The 22,741-nt window shown below is 47.5% G+C and carries 16 protein-coding genes; 5 read left to right on the top strand and 11 right to left on the bottom strand.

The window, feature by feature from the left end; translation table 11 throughout:
• Positions 1–108 precede the first annotated feature (108 nt).
• Positions 109–924: a right-handed parallel beta-helix repeat-containing protein gene (locus tag ACJJIQ_RS02530; protein ID WP_445363601.1), complete on the top strand. Its 816-nt coding sequence runs from the start codon at positions 109–111 to the stop codon at positions 922–924.
• A 716-nt stretch (positions 925–1,640) separates the two neighbouring features.
• Here the strand turns inward: ACJJIQ_RS02530 and ACJJIQ_RS02525 are convergent.
• The 9 genes from ACJJIQ_RS02525 to ACJJIQ_RS02485 all read right to left on the bottom strand — a co-directional run bounded on the left by ACJJIQ_RS02525 (position 1,641) and on the right by ACJJIQ_RS02485 (position 13,553).
• Positions 1,641–2,264, bottom strand: coding sequence for a NosD domain-containing protein (locus ACJJIQ_RS02525; protein WP_445363600.1), 624 nt, complete (start codon positions 2,262–2,264; stop codon positions 1,641–1,643).
• Between the two features lie 482 nt (positions 2,265–2,746).
• Entirely contained in the window at positions 2,747–3,589 is an 843-nt protein-coding gene (locus ACJJIQ_RS02520) for a right-handed parallel beta-helix repeat-containing protein (RefSeq protein ID WP_445363599.1), read from the bottom strand.
• 22 nt (positions 3,590–3,611) lie between these two features.
• A complete protein-coding gene (locus ACJJIQ_RS02515) occupies positions 3,612–4,637 on the bottom strand; it encodes an IS630 family transposase (RefSeq protein ID WP_445362554.1) in 1,026 nt (341 codons plus the stop codon).
• 252 nt (positions 4,638–4,889) lie between these two features.
• Positions 4,890–5,711, bottom strand: coding sequence for a right-handed parallel beta-helix repeat-containing protein (locus ACJJIQ_RS02510; protein ID WP_445363598.1), 822 nt, complete (start codon positions 5,709–5,711; stop codon positions 4,890–4,892).
• Positions 5,712–5,961: 250 nt separating this feature from the next.
• Entirely contained in the window at positions 5,962–7,185 is a 1,224-nt protein-coding gene (locus tag ACJJIQ_RS02505) for a VWA domain-containing protein (protein ID WP_444912397.1), read from the bottom strand.
• Positions 7,173–9,476 (bottom strand): DUF5682 family protein, encoded by a 2,304-nt coding sequence (locus ACJJIQ_RS02500; RefSeq protein ID WP_445363597.1) that lies wholly within the window; start codon positions 9,474–9,476, stop codon positions 7,173–7,175. The genes ACJJIQ_RS02505 and ACJJIQ_RS02500 overlap by 13 nt, the downstream gene beginning before the upstream one ends.
• A gap of 10 nt (positions 9,477–9,486) precedes the next feature.
• The gene (locus ACJJIQ_RS02495; RefSeq protein ID WP_445363596.1) at positions 9,487–10,566 is read right to left on the bottom strand and encodes an ATP-binding protein; all 1,080 of its coding nucleotides are present in this window, start codon (positions 10,564–10,566) and stop codon (positions 9,487–9,489) included.
• A 105-nt stretch (positions 10,567–10,671) separates the two neighbouring features.
• Entirely contained in the window at positions 10,672–12,171 is a 1,500-nt protein-coding gene (locus ACJJIQ_RS02490; protein WP_445363595.1) for a DUF5691 domain-containing protein, read from the bottom strand.
• Positions 12,165–13,553, bottom strand: coding sequence for an SWIM zinc finger family protein (locus tag ACJJIQ_RS02485; RefSeq protein ID WP_445363594.1), 1,389 nt, complete (start codon positions 13,551–13,553; stop codon positions 12,165–12,167). Before ACJJIQ_RS02485 ends, ACJJIQ_RS02490 begins: the two co-directional genes overlap by 7 nt.
• Positions 13,554–14,852: 1,299 nt before the next feature.
• Here ACJJIQ_RS02485 and ACJJIQ_RS02480 point away from each other — a divergent pair.
• The 4 genes from ACJJIQ_RS02480 (at position 14,853) to ACJJIQ_RS02465 (ending at position 21,575) form a co-directional block, all read left to right on the top strand.
• The gene (locus tag ACJJIQ_RS02480; protein WP_445363593.1) at positions 14,853–16,271 is read left to right on the top strand and encodes an MFS transporter; all 1,419 of its coding nucleotides are present in this window, start codon (positions 14,853–14,855) and stop codon (positions 16,269–16,271) included.
• Between the two features lie 620 nt (positions 16,272–16,891).
• A complete protein-coding gene (locus tag ACJJIQ_RS02475) occupies positions 16,892–18,313 on the top strand; it encodes an MFS transporter (RefSeq protein ID WP_445363592.1) in 1,422 nt (473 codons plus the stop codon).
• Between the two features lie 471 nt (positions 18,314–18,784).
• On the top strand, positions 18,785–20,209 hold the full coding sequence (locus ACJJIQ_RS02470; RefSeq protein ID WP_445363591.1) for an MFS transporter: 1,425 nt from the start codon (positions 18,785–18,787) through the stop codon (positions 20,207–20,209).
• A 499-nt stretch (positions 20,210–20,708) separates the two neighbouring features.
• Positions 20,709–21,575, top strand: a complete 867-nt coding sequence (locus tag ACJJIQ_RS02465) for an alpha/beta hydrolase (protein WP_445363590.1) — start codon at positions 20,709–20,711, stop codon at positions 21,573–21,575.
• A gap of 83 nt (positions 21,576–21,658) precedes the next feature.
• Here ACJJIQ_RS02465 and ACJJIQ_RS02460 read toward each other — a convergent pair whose 3' ends face one another.
• Complete coding sequence (locus ACJJIQ_RS02460; RefSeq protein WP_445363589.1) at positions 21,659–22,003, bottom strand: YnfA family protein; 345 nt, start codon at positions 22,001–22,003, stop codon at positions 21,659–21,661.
• A gap of 14 nt (positions 22,004–22,017) precedes the next feature.
• Positions 22,018–22,572, bottom strand: a complete 555-nt coding sequence (locus ACJJIQ_RS02455) for a hypothetical protein (RefSeq protein ID WP_444916413.1) — start codon at positions 22,570–22,572, stop codon at positions 22,018–22,020.
• Between the last annotated feature and the right edge of the window lie 169 nt (positions 22,573–22,741).

The raw sequence follows: 22,741 nt of genomic DNA, 5'->3' as shown, positions 1-22,741 counted from the left end.
CAATAAGAATATTTAACTAAGAAAATAAGAAAAAGATCTCATCGTTAGTAAACCTCAATAAGCCACACTCCGAAAGTCACAATTCAATCAACAAGCACCAATCATACGATGATGAAAAATAGCTTCTATCCTAAGTCGATAATCGCACTAACAATTGGATTCACCTTTATCACCTCTTCAGGCTTGGTGTCGGCAGTAAGTTGTGGCGATGTTATAACTACAGCAGAAGTACTGGATGCGGATATATCCAACTGTGCTGCTGATCCAGCGATCACAATAATAGGACCAGAGGGGAGCCTGGACCTCAATGGTTACGAAATGTCCTGCGATGGAATGGCGGGTGTTGGAATACTATTGGATGGCAGCTTTGCAAATTTAACCAATAGCCAACCTCAAACGGGAATTATCACCTCCTGTGAGACTGGAATATCAATCGAGGGGAGCGGATTCCACAATATCAGCAGTGTTACCGCAATTGAAAATGCTATTACCGGAGTCAGAATAGTTAGCAATAACAACTTCTTATCCGGGTCCAACTATACGTTTAACTTAAGCATCGGCATCGAAGTCCTCGGAAATGAAAATTTCCTTAATCTTTTAAATGTTACCAGTAACGCCGATGGTGGTATAAACATTTTTGGAGATAACACTCTAATATCACTTAGCAATGCCTCTAACAATGGTGGTGCAGGCATTGACATTAGGGATGTTGATGGATCTCAAATTATTCAAAATAGCGCAAACGCCAATGATCAGTTCGGCATTCGAGTAAGGAACTTCGATCAAGTAAATACGCTAATTACAGGTAATGTTGCACAGACCAATAACAATAATGATCTTGTGGACAACAACAACCCAGCCTGCACTGGCACTACATGGTTTGGCAACCAATTCACTAGCAGCAATAACTCATGTATTGAATGACTTAAGGAGCCTCACGGGTTGTTCGAAAGTAAAGATATGAAATTTTCAACAGCCCTCCTGTAAAAAAACCAAAGAAATTTCGGAAATACCAGCCAAACGAGCTATAACAAGTATCACTTATGGTGTTAACTGTGAAGATGTAATCACCACAACAGAGGTACTAAATACCCACATAACACATTGTGCAATTAGCCCCGTTATTACAGCTATTGGACCAAACGACATCTTAAATACGAACAACTTTAATATCAGTTACAATGGTGGTGCACTATCCGCTTTGAAGGTGATGGTTTTCACTACATGAGCGGCGCAAATGTAACAGACACGTTTATAGTTGGCATCGCCATTCAAAGTGACCATAACTTTCAAACAAATGTCAGCTCTAGTAATACCAATGGCAGTGGTATAAGAATATTCGGTGATGATAATTTTTGTTTATTGTTACAACAGATAGCAACGTACAACAAGGAGTCATCATATACGGCGACTGTGTAAATATATACCAAAGACAATCAAACTCTAATACATCATTCGGCTATTCGGTTGAAGGCTCAGATAATCTAGTGGATATATACATCTTTTGCACTAGGACAATATGGTAGGGAAATAACTTTGGAAGCGCAAACTAGGCCTGCATCGAGTAGAGTTTCTACAACAATGTGCCTACTGACAAACAATAGTTTGGCAACAGGCTCTCTACCCTACAGAAAGAAGCGCTAATTTGATATTATACACTGTCCAGAGGTAGTAGCGTCAGGTGAATTCCCAACCCAGCTATTTAAACAGGGTGAACTATTATTATCCTGCAGATCAAAATCTATATTGCTGAAAACAGTATTCCCAACAATCACATTGCCAGACTGCCCCAAAAGTTCCAGTAAGATTCCAGCGGTATTCGCCCCTCCAATCCCACTCATTGAGACGGTATTTTGGGCAACCGTATTACCATCTGCTTTACCAATTAAGATACCATTTAATGTGCTTCGACTGATCTCATTGCTTACAATAAGATTGTTATTACCCTCTAACTGTATACCATTCTCTAAATTATCTAGGATCGAGCTAGAAGACACATTATTATTATCACCAGCCATAAATATGCCGGTGCCACTGTTTTTAAATATTCCTGACTGAATAACAGAGTTAAAACTACTATTAACAGCGATCCCTGATATATCTGTTCCATCTACTCTGATTGCCTGTATATTGTGGGCTCCAGTTCCATCCAACGATATTCCGATGTCACATAGTGTTATCACACCATTTGATAGGAAAGCCGCAACACCGTCAATCTGGATACCAACAGCAGAGCCATCGCACCTAAGGGTGTACTCTGCCATGTCTAGGCTACCCGTAGGCCCCATTATCGTTAGTGCGGGTTCTGTTGAGCACACAAGGTCCTGATCAAGTACTTCAGGGGTAGTAATTGTGTCACCGCAGTCTACTGCAAAGGCGGAACTACCTAAAGCAAAGTATAAAATACCAGGTACCACAAAGTGCCTAGCGGATCCCCTAAATTCATACACCATACAATCCTCCTTGAATCAACTTAACAATCATATCCCTCAGCCAACCAAAAGGCTGGGCTATCTCACGCAGACAAACTAACTATAGAATATATCCCTTATAGTCTTAGGTAACCTCACCAGCAAAAAATCACACACAATAATAAAATCTATGGGAAATAGAGCTAGACGTAAGACACCTTAAAAAGACTTGCGGCACGTCTCATGAAATTTTTGTAGAGTAAAGACATTAACTCTAGAGATCTGAAGGCAAATAATGAACTGCCTTCAGATCCAAATTTGCAACTAAATTAATGTTACTGTGATGTCACACATTCACCAGAGGTAGTCGCATCAGGAGAATTTCCTACCCAGTTATTCTCACAGGGGGCAGAATTATCATCTTGTAAGTCAAAATCCACATTACCAGAGACAGTATTACCTACGATGTTGTTTCCAGTCTGGCCAAATAGCTCCATTAAGATTCCTGCAGTATTTGACCCTTGAGTGCCATTATTCTCCACCGTATTCTGGCTTATCAGACAGCTACTGGCATTATTAATTTGTATTCCAGTTAAAGTATTATCCGATACCGTATTTGACGAGATTATTGAACTGCTACCATCCACCTGTATACCCGTTATTTCATTTCGATTTATGTCATTAGAAAACAGATTATTTGTTCCCCCTGCGATTATAATACCTGTACCTGTATTATCCGATATATTTGATATGGTTAGCGTATTATTACTACTAACAAACTCAATACCAGAAGAAGTATTACCAGAGGTGTTCAGGCCGAACAAATTATGAATACCGGAACCTTCTACAGAAATACCTGTATTGCAATTAGATACAAAGCCATCCTGTAACACCCCGCCCGATATTATGGCCGCAAAACCATCGACCAAAATTCCCACTGTTGTTCCATCGCAACTCAGCGTATAGCCATTCAAATCCAGATATCCGGTCGGCCCAGTTACAGTCAAAGCCGGAGTAACATTGCAGAGCAAATCTTGATCCAGTATTACCGGACTGGTGATGATATCTCCGCACTCAACGGCACCATTTGCCTGTGAACTCACAGATACAGACAATAAAGAAGCTGCCAAAGAAGTTATCAATGCGTTGTTTATCACACTTCGAGATATAAATCTCACGAGAGACCTCCCAAGTTACTACCTAGGCAGCAGCAAAGAATACAGTCGACTCTTGAAAAAATGATTTCACAAGTTTTCTATTTTTCTTGATGCTCTGCAAATCTGCATTTGCACGACTCAGTAGTGTCTCACCTTTTTTCAGCGGCCTCTTTGAAGTCCCTATATTTCTCATATGATTCCAGACCAACTCATCTGGATTTAGGTTTGGTGCATATGGCGGTAAGAACACCATTTCAAGCTTTCCATCCTGTGAATCGACATACTCCAATACCTTTTTCGATTTGTGTACTGGGTGCCCATCAACAATGAGAATCACTGGTCTTTTCTGACTTCTCTGGAAATTTTTGAAGCATTCTACGCACTTTTCTGCCGTGAACTTTCCACTATAAATATGATACCAGAAGCCACCTCTATTCGATAAAGCTGAGATCGCATTGATTGACTGTCTTTGACCACTCGTTTTTACCACTGGAGTTTTTCCTTTTTCTCCCCATGTCCTTTGGAGTGGATCGTCTGATCTGATACTAGCCTCGTCCAGCCAAAATATTTCTGCACCAGTTTTTTTCGCATAAGATTTAATCTTTGGATAGACTTCCTTTACCCATTTATTCACCGCCTTCTCATCTCTCTCGTAAGCTCTTCGTAGAGGCTTTTGTGGCGTCAGGCCCAGTCGATGTAGAAGTGTGCCGACACTAGAAACGCTAAGTTCAATTTTGAATCTCTCAAAAATCAAATCCGATACGATCTGACGTGTCCACAATCCGAAATCAAAGCCATATTGCCTTGGATCGCCACCAATAATCCATCGTTTGACTTCCTCTTCTTCAATAGCTGACAGTTTTCTACCGCGTCCAGGTCTAATTTTTGGAGATAGCGCTTCAATACCTTTCTCCCGAGCAGTCCTTAACCATGGGAAAATAGTTCTGCTCCCCAGCCCTAAGCTACGACTAACCTCCGCCGCAGATTCTCCATCAAATACTCGCTGAACAGCAATTTTACGTATGAGGTGCTGCTCCTCAGTACTAAGTTTTCTGGCATCGTATTTCATGCAGTTTATATTACCAGGGTGTACTGATTATTTCTGCCCCGCTAGTAAGCTCAAATACAGAAAAGATATGTCATGCTGATTTTGAGCCAAAAACTGGAAACAGCCATGGGAAATTTGTCCGCAAAATTTAGTAAAATAGTTTAAGCAGAGAATGGAGTATATTGATATACAAGCTACAGGAATATAAATTGAAAAAGATAACACCACTACCTAAGCCACCATAGTGGCACTATCTTTTTATATCCGTATATTTCAATCCAGGCAGCTAGGATCTACAGTGTCAAAAGTATTGTTTCGCCATAAACTGGTACCATTGCAGGGATCACTGTTTAAGTCTTGCGCATCGAAATCTTCATTGAGAATCCCCACATTTAAAATGATCAAGTTATATTGCTGATCAAAGTCATTCATTAAGATTCCTGCCGTTCCCGCACCTGAAGTACCGTTATTTTCAGATGCATTTTCAACGATCCAGCTATTATTGGAATCATTAATCTCTATCCCTGAGCCCATATTCTCAAAACAGAAATTCTCTGTTATATATGACCGATCACCATCTATCTGAATGCCACTCAAGGTATTTTCTTCAAAGGTATTCTGGAAGACGTTATTCCTCTCTCCAGTAACAATCAGTCCAACCCCCGTATTTGTTTGAGCGGTACAGGCTGTCATATAGTTGCTATTGCTCACTAACTGAAATCCGGCGCTGGCATTTGCCGTGGTCGATACCGCTTGAATATTATGGAATCCATCTCCATTCGCTAAAACACCCACCTCACAATCTGCAACCTGCCCTCCTCGAAGTAGCGCAGCACGCCCCTCTAACAGCACTCCAACTTCACTACCATCACATTGAACCTCGTACCCGGTCATATTTAGGCGTCCATCAGGGCCTATCACAGTTAAAGCGGGGCTGACATCACAAGTGAGATCCTCATCCAAAGTAACAGAGGTGGTAATCGTATCCCCACATTCAACATCATCGGCAATTGCTGGCTTAGAAATGGAAATGTTGGATATCCCGAACATTGAGACAATGGCGATTTTATAGAGACTTGAACGAGGGAGTTTCATCAAATTTATCCTTAGCGCTGTGTTCGTTATTCATAGTCCAGGGTCCTGCCTAGGAGATTTTGATCCAGCACTAAGAAAGAGCCATGAGAAATTATTCCTAATAAAATAGGAATTTAGTTTGGGTTTTATTTTTAATACGCGCCAACACGACTACGAATTTATAGATTTTATTAAAGAAAGGAGAGTTAGAGAGATGACCAAATGATGGAGTAGGCGTCGCCCCCTGCTCCATCATTTAGCGGATAAGAATTTAGGCTTTTGGCCGAACGGCTTTGATATCCTGATCTGCAGCCCAGTTAAGAACGTCTTCCCGACGCAGCGCCGTTGCCATCAGGTCCGGGAATTGATCCGGTGTACAGGCAAAAACCGGAGAGCCTATCGCAGCAAACTCTTCCGCCAGCGACTGGTCATAAGATGGACGCCCATCATCACTGAGTGCCAGTAAGGTAATCACATTTACATCCTGGCGAACAAGGTTAGCAACCCGTGCTTTTAACTCCTCTTCATTCCCCCCTTCATACAGGTCGGTAATCAGGATTAAATGTGTCTTGCCAGGCCGCTCAATTTTATCCTCACAATAAGCCACCGCCTGGTTAATGTCTGTGCCACCTCCCAGTTGTACGCCAAACAAAACGCTGACCGGGTCTTCCAAGTCCTCAGTGAGATCGACAATTGCGGTATCAAAGCAGACCAGTTTGGTTTTCACTGCCGGTATTGAAGCCATTACCGCTGCAAAGATTGAGCTGTATACCACCGATGTCGCCATGGAACCGGACTGATCGACACATAGAATGACTTCATCCAGGTCCGCAAGCCGGCGGCTTTGTCGCATAAAGCCAATCAACTTCTCAGGCACCACTGTGTGGTAGTCATGCTGGTAGTGCCTGAGGTTTTGCTGGATGGTTCTATGCCAGTCGATATCAGCAAAGCGCGGCCTGAAACTGCGTTTTGATTTATTGACAGCTCCCCTAACCGCTTCTGTGGTCTTTCGCTCCAAGCGCTCCATCAGCTCGTCGACCACTTTCTTGATGACCTGGCGAGCAGTCTCAATAGTCTTTTCAGGCATCACTGAACGCAGACTGACCAAGTCTGCGACCAGGTGAACATCCGCTTCAATCGCCGACAAAAACTCGGGCTCCATGAGCATCTGCTTGAGGCCAAGGCGCTCAAACGCATCACGCTGGACAACTTGTACTACCGAAGTCGGAAAGAACTCGCGGATATCACCCAGCCAACGGGAAACTTGTGGCGACGAGCGAGACAAACCACCTCGACCTTTTTTACCAGACTCCGAGTCTCCGCTGCCATAAAGCGCACTTAACGCTTGGGACAAACGCATATCCCGCTCAGAAAGCCCAGACTCACCTTCATCAGCCCCTAGCACCAAACGCCAACGGCGTTCCTTTTGCTGGTCTTTATCGACCGTTATCTCATCGGGTTGTTGCTCTTCAGACACTTCGTTTACTGCGCCCATGTCTTGTCCTTCTGGATTAATTTGCCGATACGCAATAGATGCTCTGACCACAACGGCAAAACTTCGGGATTAATGGCTTTGGATACCGAGTGGTTAGACCGGGCACCGAGTACCAGCTCCATCATGCGCCGACGCTCCATCGCATCGAGACTGGAAAATACGCGTCGGAACAAAGGCAAATACTCGATAAATATTTCTTCGTCCAGGTGCAGCAACCAGCGCTGTACTGCCCCCATCAATACCGGGTCGTACAGCAGACGCTCAACCGCTTCAGCAAAAAAGCCCTCGAAAAATCGTGCTGCATCAGCGGCAGCTACCGCTGGAGACAGTGATTTTTCCAGTAATTGCTGTAACCGATGCCCATCAATTCTCTCGGCCTGATACAAAAGACGCGCACAAAGGCCGCTAACTTGCAAACTGGAAAGAGAGCTATCTACCAGTTGCTCGAAGGCTTGCCACCAGTCCTCCATAACTTCATCACCCAACTCTGCCAATTGCAGTGCCTGGTGAGCGCTGTGAATACTGTTTCGCAGCCGTAGGGACTCTTCATCGTTAAGATTGCGACAGGCGTACGGCAGGGCCAAGGCAGATTGCATGGCTAATCGTTCTACCAGGCCGGCAACTTGCTCCAACGCTAATTCTCGCGCGGTACCATAGCGCTGAACCTGGATTAACGCCGGCAGGCTGTCGAGAAGCTCGATACCGTCACTGGCCAGAGCCGCTCTCTCGGCCAATCGCTTCAGCCCCGCTTCAGAAGCCCGGTGCAACTGAGATTCGAGGGACAGCAAAACCACTTCTGCTAATTTGCCCAAATGACTCTCAGCGGTAATCGCCTCGATAAGTTTATTGTTAGCCGCTTGCTCAATGGTGGAACCGTAAACTAAGTTTTCCACCAACTTAACTGCATACTCCGGCTGCCAGCTGAGCACCCAGTTTTCCCGAAAAGTACCGCGACTTTTTCCGGTATGGGAGGGTTTACCCCAAGGCACTTCCAGCACAGCAAGACGGTGCAGTAACGTAGATTTATTCAGGCCGATATCACTGCGTAAATCCAGGGAAACTTCTTTATCCAGAGCCGTGGGCTTTAGCTTGGTCTTTTTCTGCCAGCGCTGTAGATCCTCCAGCAGGGGCACCAGCGGGGCATCCTCGGGGATGGAGCCAACTTGTTCACCCAGTAGCAACTCTCTTTCTACCTGTTGCCAAATAAGGCGCTCGCCAAAACAGAGGCAAGCCACAGCGGCTTCAATAATTTCTTCAAACCCCGGAGCTGGACGATTTCTAACGGCTGCCAAACTGCGACTCAGACGCACGGCTTCAATAACCGAAGCCGTAGAGACCACTTGTCCACTTTCGCGCAATGCGCGCACCAGCCGCCCAAACCAAAGCTCCAGCCACTGCTCGCCGGTGCCCTCGCGCCAAATATGCTGATACCACATAGGTGCAGCAACCCCAGCCCCGTAACCGGAGGCCATCGCCAATCGCGGCGATGTCCAGGGAATCCAGGTGGTTTTCACTTTGCTCTTGGGCAATTTCGCCGGCAGCTGTTTAATCAGTGCGCGGTCATCTTTTGCTGTGTGCTTTTCACGAAATGCCGGTAAGTGCCAGGCCCCACAGACTACAGCAACCTCACCTTCCACCCCTTTCTTTTCTTTGGCAATTTCCAGGCGCATATAGGCTTCGCGCAGTAAATCCCTTTGCGATAACGGCGCGGTTTCAGTTATTTCTCCGCGCAGCACGGTCATCGCCGACTCTACCCGGGCAAATATCTCCGCACTGTCATCGTTATTCTGCTCGATCAGGTCATTCCACCAGGCCTCACCATCCTCATAGCCCGCCAGCTTCGCCAAAAGGCCGATAGGGTCGGAAGTATCAGATGGTGGCTCTGACTCGCCTGCCACCGCGGGGGAATCAGACTCTCCGCCGTCTTGCTCCGCTTCAAGGCCCTGGGCATCAGATTGGAGTAACTGCGCCAACTGGATATTAATGGGCAGATCAATGAATTTTACTTCTACTCCCTGCTGTACAGCCCATAAACAGGCCTGGTACTCAGGAGAATATTCTACAAAAGGGTAGTAAAGGCTGGAGCCGGGCGACTCTGCGGCATAGCCAAGCAGCGCTACCGGCGGCTGCATCTGTGCGCTAGCCAGCAGAGGCAGTAGTTCACTGCAATCAGCAGGGCCCTCTATCAATACTTTTTTTGGTTTCAGCTGATCCAACGCGGCGACAAGTCGCCGCGCAGAACCGGGCCCGTGGTGCCGAATACCAAAATAATGACAATCCACCTTGGACACGGGATATCCCTTACAGTACTTCGTTCATGGTGTGGTAATAACCGGCAAAGCCTCGGCGCTTTTTCAGGACCATTTCCAAATACTCCTCCAATACAGCTTTATCCTGCACTGGATCTTTGACAATGGCGCCCACCAAATTACTGGAAAGCTCTTCTGCACTGAATTTACCATCGCCAAACCAGTTCGCCTGGCTCAATCCACCCACCATTACCGCAATTGCCTCAGCCGTAGACAAGTTACCGGACGGTGTTTTCAGGGTTATTTTTCCATCCAGTGTTTCACCACCGCGCAGCTCGCGGAAAATGGTCACTATTTTCTCGATCTCTTCGCCGGCATTTGCCGGCACTGGCAACTCCAGGCTCTCACCCATTTCTGCCACGCGGCGAGAAATAATGCTGACCTCTTCATTCATATCATCGGGCAGCGGCAATACCACAACATTGAAACGACGTTTTAATGCGGAGGATAATTCATTAACGCCCTTATCGCGGTTATTGGCTGTTGCAATTACATTAAAACCGCGCTGCGCATAAACCGCATCATTCAACTCGGGGATCGGCAGCATTTTCTCTGACAACACGGTAATCAATGTATCCTGAACATCAGAACCCATACGAGTCAGCTCTTCCAAGCGACACAAAGTACCCTGCTCCATAGCGCGATATAAAGGCGTTGGCACCAGGGCTTCTTTGCTGGGGCCCTTTGCCAGCAGCTGAGCGTAGTTCCAGCCATATCGAATCTGGTTTTCATCGGTACCCGCCGTACACTGGATCACACGGGTACTGTTGCCACAGATCGCCGCAGACAGGTGTTCAGACACCCAGGACTTTGCCGTACCCGGCACACCGAGTAACAGCAGTGCACGATCGGTGGCGAGGGTGGCAACAGCAGTTTCAATCAAGCGGCGGTTGCCGATATATTTTGCACTGATCTCAGCACCTTCAGCCGTTTTGCCGCCCATCAAGTACTTCACGACTGCCTGCGGAGACAGGCTCCAGTTCTCTGGTTTTTTTCCGGTGTCTTCTGCTTTTAAGGCATCCAGTTCTGATTGATAGGTAATTTCAGCGGGTTGACGAAGTACGTCACTCATGGGGAATCCTTTTGTTTTACCTGCCCGGAAATTCACTGCTTATTTTATGAATTTTGCCGGGCAACGATCGGTCTTAAAATTAAATCTGTGTTGGGTGTGTATGGACTAAAGGCCATCCACGCCGGCAAGCTCGCTATTAAATCGAAGACAGTCAGTTGCGGGGTCTGCCCGTAGCACGCCCTGCTCAAAAAGCGCTTCCAGTAACTGCCGAGCGGTCTCTCTGGGTAACATCAAGCCCAACGCAGTCAACTCCCTCTGTAGATAAATAGACTGCAAATAACCACTCTCACTTAATTCCTCGACTACGAGCTTTAACAGCGCCTTCCAGGGTGACGTTTTTTTCAAATCATCCCAGGAAAGCTCCGTTAACGGTTCGGGCAAAAACTTGAGTAGACCCTGAAAATCAACCTTGGCCTTTTTATTACGCAAAAGTCCAAACATCAATTCGGCACGGCGGGACTGTTCCAGGCGCGGCAATAAACTGTGCAGGAGAGACATACCGGCCTCACCGGTATCCAGGTAGCTCTCAATATTTGTGACCAACAGGGCAATAGCCTTATCTGGCAAAGTATCTACCGCATTGGTAACAAAACTGTGGTTATCATAATCACGATTTTTATCGAGCTGCCAAGCCCCAGCTAAGTCAGTCACGGTGATACCCAGTGCTTCCGCAAGGCTTTGTAGAGATACCTTCTGCAAAAATTCCGAGCGAATGGCTTGCTGTTTTTTGCTCTTGAGCTTGCGGGGCAATAGTTGCAACTGCTTCTTTACCAAGCCCACTTTTTTTAATTCGTAAAACTCAGCCAATTCCTGCGCAGAAGACTCTTCTTGAGTATTGGATTCAAGTTCCGATGACAATCCCAATCGGGATAAATACTGATTGGCAAGACGCGCCACCTTTTGTGAACGATCTTTAAGCAGGGACTGTAAATATTCCCCATCGGACTCACTCAGCCGGATAGCAAGAACTCGCACGATCCTTAAACGTTTATCAGCGGGTTCACGCCCGGCGCAGGTCTGGATCAAATTTAAAGCGGCGGCGGGTTTACTGAAGCGCAACTCCCTGAGCTTTGCCAGGCGACTGGCAGGATACCAATCATCCCAGTTTTCCTCAGTTAACACTTCAGTATTATCAATACTACCCCGCTCATTCGCGGCCCATTGTGACCAGGGAAGATATACTTCCGGCAAGCCTTCATCATTACTTGAGGGAAGCCAGTCCGCAGGATGGGCAATAAATCCCCGCTGTAACAGCAACTTCAGGAGCAATCCGGTTTGCTCCATAGAGCGGGACTGAACGCTTTCAGTGACACGACGAAAATGGGCCCGCATTGGGTAGGGAAGCACGGGCTTATTCAACTCGGGCAACAAGGGAAATTCGCGTAATTCTGCTGGAGCCTGGGGCTGGTAGAGTGCGCTTTGATGCTGGCTGAGAAGCGCTACCGCCGCTGATGCCAAGCGCTCCTCTTCCAGGCCTTCAAACAATGGACGCCAGGACTCAGGTAGGGCGTCGAGCTCTAAGGGCAAATCACTGCCCACCATCCAACGCTGCTGTAGGCGCTCTACCAACAACTGCTCTTCCTGGATTTTCTCAGGCGTTAGCATGCGATTGTCCCCCACTCATCTGTCCGCGCGCTGTGCAGTTCAGCACTGCTTCCATCCCACAAAATAAACGCCGCCTGTAATTTTGAACCCAGTAATAGAGAAGGAATCTGTTCATTGTTGAGCGGTAGCGTTTGCTGACCACTCGAGCAGCGCCACCAGTAATGGCCGTTGGCACAGCGCAGTAGACGCCCCCCTTCAAGAAGGTGCGGTACCTGCTCTATCCAGGGTTGCTGAGACAGCTGCTTTTGGTAGTGGGAGAACACGCTCTCTTGCTGGGCTGGCCATCTCTGATTCACACCATCCTGCACGACTTTAAACTCCACAGGGAAAGCTCTCAGGGGCATGCGACCGGGATAAAAAACCAACTCCCCTTCTACACTGGCGCCGATACCAATTCCCACCTCCCGGCGCCCCGCAGAAGCCGGATAGTGATCCAACAACAGGGCAAATACTGGGGTATTACTATCAAGCTTGAGCAACCAGGAAGCGTGGCTCACCAAACCATCGCGGCGGGTGCTCACTTTCTCTCCTACATTCTGCCAAATGCCCCTTTGCCTGAGGCTGGCTGGGTTTTCCAAGACCTGGTCACGGTTCTCGGCAACGGCAATAGCTCTGCGAGCATCCACATCTTCCTCATCGGTTAGCCAAGCACTGCTGAGTAACATTAATTGCCCCAGCTCCTTGAATACCACTTCCGCCTGTTTCTGTGGTCCAAGCCCCAGGGCCTTGGCTGGAAGCTCATCAACCCTGGATGCCAGGCCGGCAGCTTTGGCATCCACTAAGCGCGCAGAGATATAGCGGCAGCGCTGGCGAAGTTCCTTGAGAAATCCCACCATGCCAGTACGCAATTGATCCTCAACCCACTGCTGGAATTCACCTAGCCCAGTGGCGATACTCTTGTTGGTTTTAGCGCGTGTCTGCGCTGCCCGCTTAGCCCTGGCCGCTTCCTTTTTTTCTTGCTCCTCTTTACTTTCCGAGGTTTCCTCAGAAATACCGTGAATGTTTTTATTGGTAGAAACTTTTGTCTCAGCTTGGGCTTCAGGCTTACTCTTACGCCGCCGCCCCAACCACTCCACTACCCACTCCGGTGTTTCAGCCTCAATAAAGTCATCCGGGCCGTCGGCGAATTGCCACAGAAGGGCTAGAACATGCTTGCAGGGAAACTTACGTGAGGGGCAGGTACATTTGTAACCGTGATCTACTGTATCTGCCATGGTGTAATAGGGATTGGCCCCCGATCCTTGGCATTGCCCCCATATACAATTTACAGAAGCCGCTTTACCGCGCAAAGGCCATTTGGCCGGCTTCAACAGTTTTTTGGCTGCGTTTAAAGAAGCCTGGTCTGGGGCCAGTTCTTGCACAACCTCTAGGGAAATATTCATCTCTTGCCTTATACAGCTAAATACTGTACATAAATACAGCAATCATATCTATGTAGCTATAGTGGCGCATAAAGTATCACGCAGCCCACAGAGATTAAAATCTAATTTCTCAAATTTTGATTTTGCCGTCACTCTTATTGATTTAGGACGAAAAGTACACTCGGCGAGCATTTATTTGGCACGATCGAACAAGCTCTGAAGGAGCAATGAATTCTCTCCTGCCAGTATTGGAGGGATTTCGCTTAGCTTCTCTTAACGAGAAGCCATTTTCAGGAACAGGCCATATTGGCACCAATTCCAGCCAAACCTAATCGCAACAAGATATCCTTCTCTATACGATTAGATCCATTGGATATCAACGGCCAGTGAAAAATGCGATTAAACTAAATACGATATTTGCTGTCATTAACACATGCTTTAGCATGTCCACCTTCTCTCAGAGAATTGCCAAACTTATTGAAAAATCTGAAAGCTTTCCTTTCAATGAGACAATAACCCCAGAACAAATTACAATACTTCGGACAGTTTTAGCCAAGTAATTCCGGGGGCTGCAGCTCTATAAGGTATTTATTGGCAGCTCTGGGCTACCTTAGACTTGCGGGAAAGTAGCCTCTCCGCGGCTCAAAGCTAATAAGTTCAGGGCTCAAGCCCTCTAAAACTGTCCGGAGTATTGATACTTTTATCTTTAACTATTAAAAATAGTTAAGCTCTGTGGTGTGTCTAATCCCAAATATTTGGCAATTTTTTTGTATAAAGGAACTACCGATCAGCTCTTTATAGTTATTTTCAAAGTGCTGGTTCATATACACGGAATCAATTTGGGAAACCTATAGATTGGGAGGTGGCTACCTTAAAGGCGGTGGTGCACTGTTTTCGTCCAGTACCTGAATCCAGTTTGGGGGTTCTAGGGAGCCTCTGATAATGCAGGCTTGGGGTACCATTCCCTTTGCCCCCAGCCCAGAGAACAGAGAACAGAGAACAGAGAACAGAGAACAGAGAACAGAGAACAGAGAACAGAGAACAGAGAACAGAGAACAGAGAACAGAGAACAGAGAACAGAGAACAGAGAACAGAGAACAGAACTGTAACGCAACTCCAAAAACAACCAATGCTCAGTGTGAACGGCGCTTTTCCCTGGTTTTTTGTCTGAGTGTAGGGCTTGTATGTACTAGCCTGTCCGCTTAAATTCCCCATCGCCTGCTAAGACTCCAGCAGTATCCCCCTTGAACTCTCCTAAGTCCTCGACTCGATATCGGGCCCCGAGGTGTCTATGCAAAAAATGTGTATTGGAAGAACGTAATGGATATCGCCAATAAACCGCGAGATTTACCCCCCGCTACCGGGAATGCTCCGAATCTAAAACCATCATTCGCTCCCGGCGAACCCGCGGTATGGCGGAGTCTCTGGATAACTTTACCGGCCATCCTCGGCGCCCTGATGCTGTGGTGGACCTGGAACGATATGTCATGGCAACGGCTGGATGCTGATTACCCTTTAACGCTCGTCAATCAGCTGGCTTATTTGGCCGAGGTGGGCTTTCTGACGGGGGTGTTGTGGCTGTCCAGCAGTTTTTTTGTGCAGCGATTTGGTTGGCGCAATAGTCTGATCTTCGCCTTACTGGTCTGTTGTGCGCTCGCGATCTATCTCTACCGCATGCGCATTTATACCCAGCGCGTGGAATGGTTGGGGCTTTTGTTGGCGACTTACGGGAACTGCCTGTTTGTCTATCTTTGCTTTGGACCGGGCCGCTTTGTTAAAAATACTGTGGAGCAGGAAAAAACCGGGCTGTTTGGGGCTCTTTTTAAAATGGGGGCGCTGCTGTGGCTGGGGCTACTAGTCGCCTTGTCAGTACTAATTGTTCTTGCACATGCGGACGGTATAACTCACTGGCTACAGGCCCCCTGGCATCAGCTTGAGGCGCAGGCGGTGTCTGCTGAGTGGTCGCAGTCGGAACTAAGCTTCAGGGGGGTACAGGCCCTTGCGTTGCCACTGGCTGGGCCCTATTTTATTGTGGTCTGGCGCTTACTGGCAAAAAAAGGCCGTTTATATCGGCCGTACATTAGTGAGATGCCCATTACGGTCAGACGTGAAGCCTGGTTGATAGGGACAATATACGGGATTATTTTTAGCAGCCTTATCGGGCTTTTGAGCGTCTCGGGAATACTGTATCAGGCGCTATACCTAGAGGTCGATTCCAGCGCTGGCGATTGGATTATTTTTGAGGTTGGGGAGCTAGCTTTTATTTGGAATGCCTTGCTGATGCTACCGGCTGCACTAGTGGGCCGCGCGCTGGGTGGCTGGCTGGCGAAGCGTTTCGGCGGCAGCTGGATTACGCTCGCCTGTCTCGGGTTAATGGGGTGGGCGGTTTATGCCGGCGGGAACCTTTGCAAGCTGCTCTATTATACCGAGGATACCCAGTTGATCCTGCCTCTGACATTGCGCATTGCACTCTTGTCTATGGCGCTCGGCGGCGCTAGTGGGGGCTTGGTACACAGTCTATTGGGCACCTTCTCCCCTTTGCAATTCCGCTCTATTTGTACCTGGAGCATGGCTATAGGGGCTTTCGGTGCTTTTTACATGCCACTATTATTTGCCACGCCGTTTAGTGCCTATCATCCCGCAAGGATTTTCAATGGGCTGGCTGCCTTATATGGGCTGTGCTTTGTAGTTTATGCCATTTATTGTCTGCGCAAGCGCGCGCTATCGCACCGCTCTTAGGGCGCGAATCGCTTAAAGCTTTGACCGCTTTGGTTTTCAATATTGGTGAGGCGGGTGCCTGCTGTACATTAGCGAAGGTTTGTTCACCAGCAGGACAACCCCAACCCGGACTACCTGCGTGAAGACTCCACTGACAAAGGTAACGCCTCTCTGTTTTGGAGGATTCTCTGTGATACTTGGGCGCCTACCCTATCGAGCAATCTTGGGCAGCCATAGATTGCTCGACGGCCTAAATATCTTACGGCCTTTGAAGATATTTCTATAAGTTTCTGTAACCGCCCTATTGATAATACTGCTTTCAACTTTTATTTAGGATCAGTGCTACTCGGTACGATAGCTCCCATTTACGGGTTGCCTAATCAAGGACCTTTATAAAGCACTCGGTTATTGATGTTTAATAGTTTGCGAAACTAAAGATACAGGCGGGGCCTGGCTCTGAGTAAAAGGCGCTTTTCCACGGCTTTTTGGCTGGAAGCAGAGCTTGTATGTATTAGCTTGTCGGCTTAAATTCCCCAGCGCCTGCTAAGACTCCAGCAGTATCCCCCTTGAACTCTCTTAAGTCCTCGACTCGAAATCGAGCCCCGAGGTGTCTATGCAAAAAAGTGTATTGGTAAAACGTAATGGATGTCGTCAACAAATCGCGAACTTTATCTCCTGGCGCCGGCCACGCTCAGCCCCAGAAACCATCGTCCGCCTCCGACGAGCCAAGGGTATGGCGCAGTCTCTGGATAACTTTACCGGCACTCTTCGGCGCCCTGGTGGTGTGGCTGATTTGGAGCCTGATGTCACAGCAGGGGCTGTCGGGCGATTATCGCTTTGAGCTTGTCTATCAGTTTGCCTATTTAGCTGATGTGGGCTTCCTGGCTGCGGTATTGTGGCTACCCAGCAGCTATTTTTTACAGCGATTTGGTTGGCGCAATACCCTGATCTTCGCCCTGCTGGTGTGTGGTGCGCTCGCGACCTACCTCTACCGCATTCGCTTTTATACCCATCGCTTGGAGTGGTGGGGACTTTTGCTGGCGGCTTACGGGAACTGCCTGTTTGCCTATCTGTGCTTTGGACCGGGCCGCATTGTTAAAACCACTGTGGGGCAAAAAAAGATAGGGCTATTTTGGGCCCTTTACAAAATGGGAGCACTGCTGTGGCTGGGGCTGCTACTCGCCTTTTCGGTGGGCATTATTTTTCTTGCGCAAGAAGGCGGCCTAACTGACTGGTTGCGGGCACCCTTACACTGGCTTGAGGCGCAGGTGAAGTCTGCTGAGTGGCGGCAGTCGGCAATCAGTTTTGGGGTGATTCAGGCCCTTGGGCTACTAATCGCAGGGCCCTACTTCGTTGCGGTCTGGCGTTTAGTGGTAAAGGGACGCAGCCAATATAGCCGCTACGATAGCGGGAGGTCTGACACTGTCAGCCGTGAAGCCTGGTTGATGGGGGCACTTTATGGGATTATTTTTGCCAGCTTTACCGGGCTTTTGAGCGTCTCGGCGATGCTATTTAAGGCGCTATTTGAGTATCAACATTACTTCCTTGGTGACATCAGACGTGGCCACGCGATGAATTCGGAAGTTAATAGTCTGTCGATCTTTTTGATTGCCTTGTTGGGGCTCCCAGCTGCACTGCTGGCACGCGCGTTGGGTGGCTGGCTGGCGAAGCGCTTCGGCGGCAGCTGGGTTACGCTCGTCTGCCTCATTGTAATGGGATGGGCAGCCTTTTCCGGCGGGAATCTTGTCCAGGTAGCCTTTGATGCCGAGAATCCCCAGGTGGTTTTGTCGCCGTTAACGTGGCGTATGGTCCTCTTATTTATGGCGCTCGGCGGCGCCAGCGGGGGCTTGGTACACAGCCTGCTGGGCGCCTTTTCCCCACTACAATTACGCTCTCTTTGGACCTGGGGAACGGCTTTGGGTGCTTTCGGTGCTTTTTATATGCCACTGTTATTTGCCCTACAGTTTAGTGCCAACGATCCCGCATGGGCTATGTATGGCCTGGCTATTTTATATGGGCTGTGCTTTGTGGTTTATGCCATTTTTTGTCTACGCCGCTCTTAGGCACGAATTGCTTAAAGCTTTGACCGCTTTGGTTTTCAATATTGGTGGGGCGGGTGCCTGCTGTACATTAACGAATGTTTGCTCACCAGCAGGACAACCCCAACCCGGACTACCTGCGTGAAGACTCCACTGACAAAGGTAACGCCTCTCTGTTTTGGAGGATTCCCTGTCAGACATGGGCATCTACCCTATCGAGCAATCTTGGGCAGCCATAGATTGCTCGACGGCCTAAATATCTTACGGGCTTTGAAGCTATTTCTATAAGATTCTGTAACCGCCCTATTGATAATACTGCTTTCAACTTTTATTTAGGATCAGTGCTACTCGGTACGATAGCTCCCATTTACGGGTTGCCTAATCAAGGATATTTATAAATCAATCAGTTGCAGTATCCCCATGAACTCTCCTAAGCCCTCGACTCGAAATCGAGCCCCGAGGTGTCTATGCAAAAAAGTGTATTGGTGAAACATAATGGATGTCGTCAACAAATCGCGAACTTTATCTCCTGGCACTGGGCACGTTCAGCCACCGAATCCATCGTCCACCTCCGACGAACCAAGGGTATGGCGCAGTCTCTGGATCACTTTACCGGCATTCTTCGGCGCTCTGGTGGTATGGCTGATTTGGATCGAGATGTCACGGCAGGGGCTGTCGCGCGATTATCGTTTTGAGCTTGTCTCTCAGTTTGCCTATTTAGCTGAGGTGGGCTTTCTGGCTGCGGTATTGTGGCTACCCAGCAGCTATTTTTTACAGCGATTTGGTTGGCGCAATACCCTGATCTTCGCCCTGCTGGTGTGTGCTGCGCTCGCGATCTACCTCTACCGCATTCGCTTTTATACCCATCGAGTGGAGTGGTGGGGACTTTTGCTGGCGGCTTACGGGAACTGCCTGTTTGCCTACCTGTGCTTTGGACCGGGCCGCTTTGTTAAAACTACCGAGGGGCAAGAAAAAATTGGGCTGTTTAGGGCTCTTTTTAAAATGGTAGGACTGCTGTGGCTGGGGCTGCTACTCGCCTTTTCGGTGGGCATTTTTTTTGTTGCGCAAGAAGGCGGCCTATCAGCCTGGTTGCGGGCACCCTTACACTGGCTTGAGGCGCAGGTGAAGCATCCTGATTTTATATTGGGGCCAGTACTAAGTTTCGGGTGGATGCAGGCCCTTGGGCTGCTAATCGCAGGGCCCTACTTCGTCGCGGTCTGGCGTTTAGTGGTAAAGCGACGCAGCCAATATAGACCCTACGATAGCGGGAGTTCTGGCACTGTCAGCCGTGAAGCCTGGTTGATGGGGGCACTTTACGGGATTATTTTTGCCAGTTTTACCGGGCTTTTGAGCGTCTCGGCAATGCTGTTTATGGCACTATTTGAGTATAAGCATTTTTTCGATGTGCTCCCTCGCCATTCAACTAATTATGAGGTTCATACGGCGTTTTATGTCTTGCCGATGCTACCAGCTGCACTGCTGGCACGCGCGTTGGGTGGCTGGCTGGCAAAGCGCTTCGGCGGCAGCTGGGTTACGCTCGTCTGCCTCATTGTTATGGGATGGATGGCATTTTCCAGCGGGAACCTTATCAAATTTGCCTTTACCGCGTCTCCCGAGGTGGTCTTAGCCCCGATGACATGGCGCATTGCGCTCTTGTTTATCGCACTCGGCGGCGCCAGCGGGGGCTTGGTACACAGCCTGCTGGGCAGCTTTTCCCCACTGCAATTGCGCTCTCTTTGGACCTGGGGCACGGCTTTGGGTGCTTTCGGAGCTTTTTATATACCGCTATTTTTTGCTATCCAGTTTAATGGTCTTGGACCTTCAAAGGTTTTTTATGGGCTGGCTGCCTTATATGGGCTGTGCTTTGTGGTTTATGCCATTTTTTGTCTGCGCAAGCGCGCGCTACTGCGCCGTGCTTAGGGCACGAATTGTTTAAGGCTTTAACCATTTCAAGCTTTAGATATTGAGGGCGCGGTGCTTGCAGCACTTTGGCGGGGTTTATTCATGAGCCGGGTAATTCCAACCCTGTCTACTTGCATGAAGGCCCCACTGATAAAGGTGACGCCCCTCTGTGCTGGAAGATTCTCTGTAAAATTTGGGTGGCTACGCTATTGGCTATGGTGGCTTTGTTTCAGTTAGTCCTTAAGCCCAGGGCTACCCGGTATGATAGCCCTTGTTTGCGAATATGCTGATCCAGAAGGTCTATAAAGCGCTCTGGTTTAGCTGATGGTTTTGGGCAGATATCCTCTATCTCATTTTCTTGTTCTTTTTTCTTATACGGCAATACTCCGGACAGTTTTAGAGGGCTTGAGCCCTGAACTTATTAGCTTTGAGCCGCGGAGAGGCTACTTTCCCGCAAGTCTAAGGTAGCCCAGAGTTGCCAATAAATACCTTATAGAGCTGCAGCCCCCGGAATTACTTGGCTAAAACTGTCCGAAGTATTGAAATTAAAAACTTAGGGTTTAAAAAAGGCAGCTATGATATAGAAAAAAGCAAAGAATACATCAGGTATTATTACGCTCCTGCTTCATCTAAAGACGGTATTCATTACTCCGTCAAATATGACACCGACGGCAAAGAAAGCACCGTTAAACTTGATTTACCAAAAGATTCCCTGAAAGAAAAATATTCTGGAACAGTGATTTTATTACATGGATTCCGATCATCGAAAGAGTTCATGTTATATTCTGCTCAATACTTTCGTTTTCTTGGATTTCAAGTTGTAGCTCCGGACCTTCTTGGTCACGGGGAATCAAATAGCACCAAAAAATATGGCGTAGGAGATAGTGAACTCATCAATAAACTTATTGATGCACTCATCAGTAAAGGGGACATCAAGGGCAAGCCTTTGTATATCGTAGGAAACTCCATGGGAGCCTTAACGGCTCTCTATATCTCAGCCATGAGATCTGACTTAAGTGGCATTATTTTACTTGCCCCAATGGTCCCTTTTGATCAAGCCGTGTATAACTACGGTAGGCTCAATCACCCCATACTTAGCCGGATTATTCCTGAAAATAAAATTCTAAAAGGGGCAAATCTGGCTCTGGAACAGTCCGGTATTGAACCGAGTGATACCAATATACTCCCCCTTCTCTGTTCATCCAGGCTCCCCATACTGTTAATATCCTCCCCCTCGGATCTAATTGCCCCTTATGACAATTATATAGGTTTAGATCAATCAAATATTAATTTGGTGAAAATTCCCAACAGAAGCCACCCAAGCATATCGACCATTGGAAATATTGAACACGAAGCAATTATCAGCTGGCTTAATAAACTGTAAGATATTTACGCGATCCAAGAATTTCTCAGCTTTAAGGATAAATCACAAAGTCACCCTTAAATAAGGGCGTAGATTTATCAAATCTAATTGATCATCTGCCTCGGTGAAAACATGATAATAGCCATACCCAGCATTGCTACAGCGGCACCGCTCACATCCCAAACGGTGGGCTTAACACCGTTAACCAGCCATAACCACATTATTGAGGAAAAAATATAAATTCCCCCATAGGCGGCATACACCCGGCCCGCTGGAGCCGGATGCAATGTCAATAACCAAGCAAATATCGCCAAACTTATACCGCCAGGTACTAGAAGCCAAATACTTTTGTCCTGCTTTAACCACAAGTAAGCCGTGTAGCAGCCTATTATCTCTGCAAGCGCCGTAGCCAGGAACAAAGCTATAGTTTTTATTTCAAACAGTAGCATGAACGTCTAGGTGTTTAGCTATTTACCGGACAAACATTTTCAAGACGCATTGTGAAGGCTCTTTTCATATATGAAAATTGTTCAATGGTCTCCATATGCTTACTCAGGGAGTTTCTTGCACGTGTGAATTTTCTCTTTTCCGCCGCATTCATTCCCTCGTTAAACATATATAAACTTTGCAGTGGCGCCATGGCAGTTTTCTCTGTGCGATAAAAAACATCATCAGACATCGCCAAATCAACCTTATCCCGTATGGAGCCATCCGGCATAATTTGCACCGATACGCTGGGAACGTAATTCGCAATAGGGCCTTCAAAGTTAAGAACGGTGGATTCCTTCTCACTCAATTTCTTCGCCACATAAACCTTAAGCTTGTTATTGCGCACTTCCAATTTTACAAATGGTTTAATTATTTTAAACTTCTCCTTATCCTCCTCAAATAGTTTCACGGATGCTTCAAGCATTACCAAGCTTTGAGTATTGATAAAGCGTTCATATTCTTCTAAGTGGCACGATGCCTGCACCCCACTACTCAACAAGAAACATAGACTAAAGGCTAATCTTTTCATTGATCTAAATATTATCCTTAATATTTGATAAATTGATCGCCTCAAACATCAACTGGCGCACTGGTTAACCCAGCACAGTTTAGACCTCATTGGCATCACTATTAGCCAGTGATTGCGCTTGAAACTTTCTTACGATAAAAAATACGTACCCTGCTTCTTTTTCCGATTA

This window comes from Microbulbifer maximicatervae (SeqCode), from assembly GCF_052468295.1.
Note: the sequence above shows the minus strand (reverse complement) of the source record. Positions and strands in the feature narration are given on the sequence as shown.

Excerpts from the sequence above, each read along its gene's own strand:
- ACJJIQ_RS02530 (WP_445363601.1), top strand. The coding sequence starts at position 109 with ATGATGAAAAATAGCTTCTATCCTAAGTCGATAATCGCACTAACAATT.
- ACJJIQ_RS02525 (WP_445363600.1), bottom strand. The coding sequence starts at position 2,264 with ATGGCAGAGTACACCCTTAGGTGCGATGGCTCTGCTGTTGGTATCCAG.
- ACJJIQ_RS02515 (WP_445362554.1), bottom strand. The coding sequence starts at position 4,637 with ATGAAATACGATGCCAGAAAACTTAGTACTGAGGAGCAGCACCTCATA.
- ACJJIQ_RS02510 (WP_445363598.1), bottom strand. The coding sequence starts at position 5,711 with ATGAAACTCCCTCGTTCAAGTCTCTATAAAATCGCCATTGTCTCAATG.
- ACJJIQ_RS02505 (WP_444912397.1), bottom strand. The coding sequence starts at position 7,185 with ATGGGCGCAGTAAACGAAGTGTCTGAAGAGCAACAACCCGATGAGATA.
- ACJJIQ_RS02495 (WP_445363596.1), bottom strand. The coding sequence starts at position 10,566 with ATGAGTGACGTACTTCGTCAACCCGCTGAAATTACCTATCAATCAGAA.
- ACJJIQ_RS02490 (WP_445363595.1), bottom strand. The coding sequence starts at position 12,171 with ATGCTAACGCCTGAGAAAATCCAGGAAGAGCAGTTGTTGGTAGAGCGC.
- ACJJIQ_RS02485 (WP_445363594.1), bottom strand. The coding sequence starts at position 13,553 with ATGAATATTTCCCTAGAGGTTGTGCAAGAACTGGCCCCAGACCAGGCT.
- ACJJIQ_RS02480 (WP_445363593.1), top strand. The coding sequence starts at position 14,853 with ATGGATATCGCCAATAAACCGCGAGATTTACCCCCCGCTACCGGGAAT.
- ACJJIQ_RS02475 (WP_445363592.1), top strand. The coding sequence starts at position 16,892 with ATGGATGTCGTCAACAAATCGCGAACTTTATCTCCTGGCGCCGGCCAC.
- ACJJIQ_RS02470 (WP_445363591.1), top strand. The coding sequence starts at position 18,785 with ATGGATGTCGTCAACAAATCGCGAACTTTATCTCCTGGCACTGGGCAC.
- ACJJIQ_RS02460 (WP_445363589.1), bottom strand. The coding sequence starts at position 22,003 with ATGCTACTGTTTGAAATAAAAACTATAGCTTTGTTCCTGGCTACGGCG.
- ACJJIQ_RS02455 (WP_444916413.1), bottom strand. The coding sequence starts at position 22,572 with ATGAAAAGATTAGCCTTTAGTCTATGTTTCTTGTTGAGTAGTGGGGTG.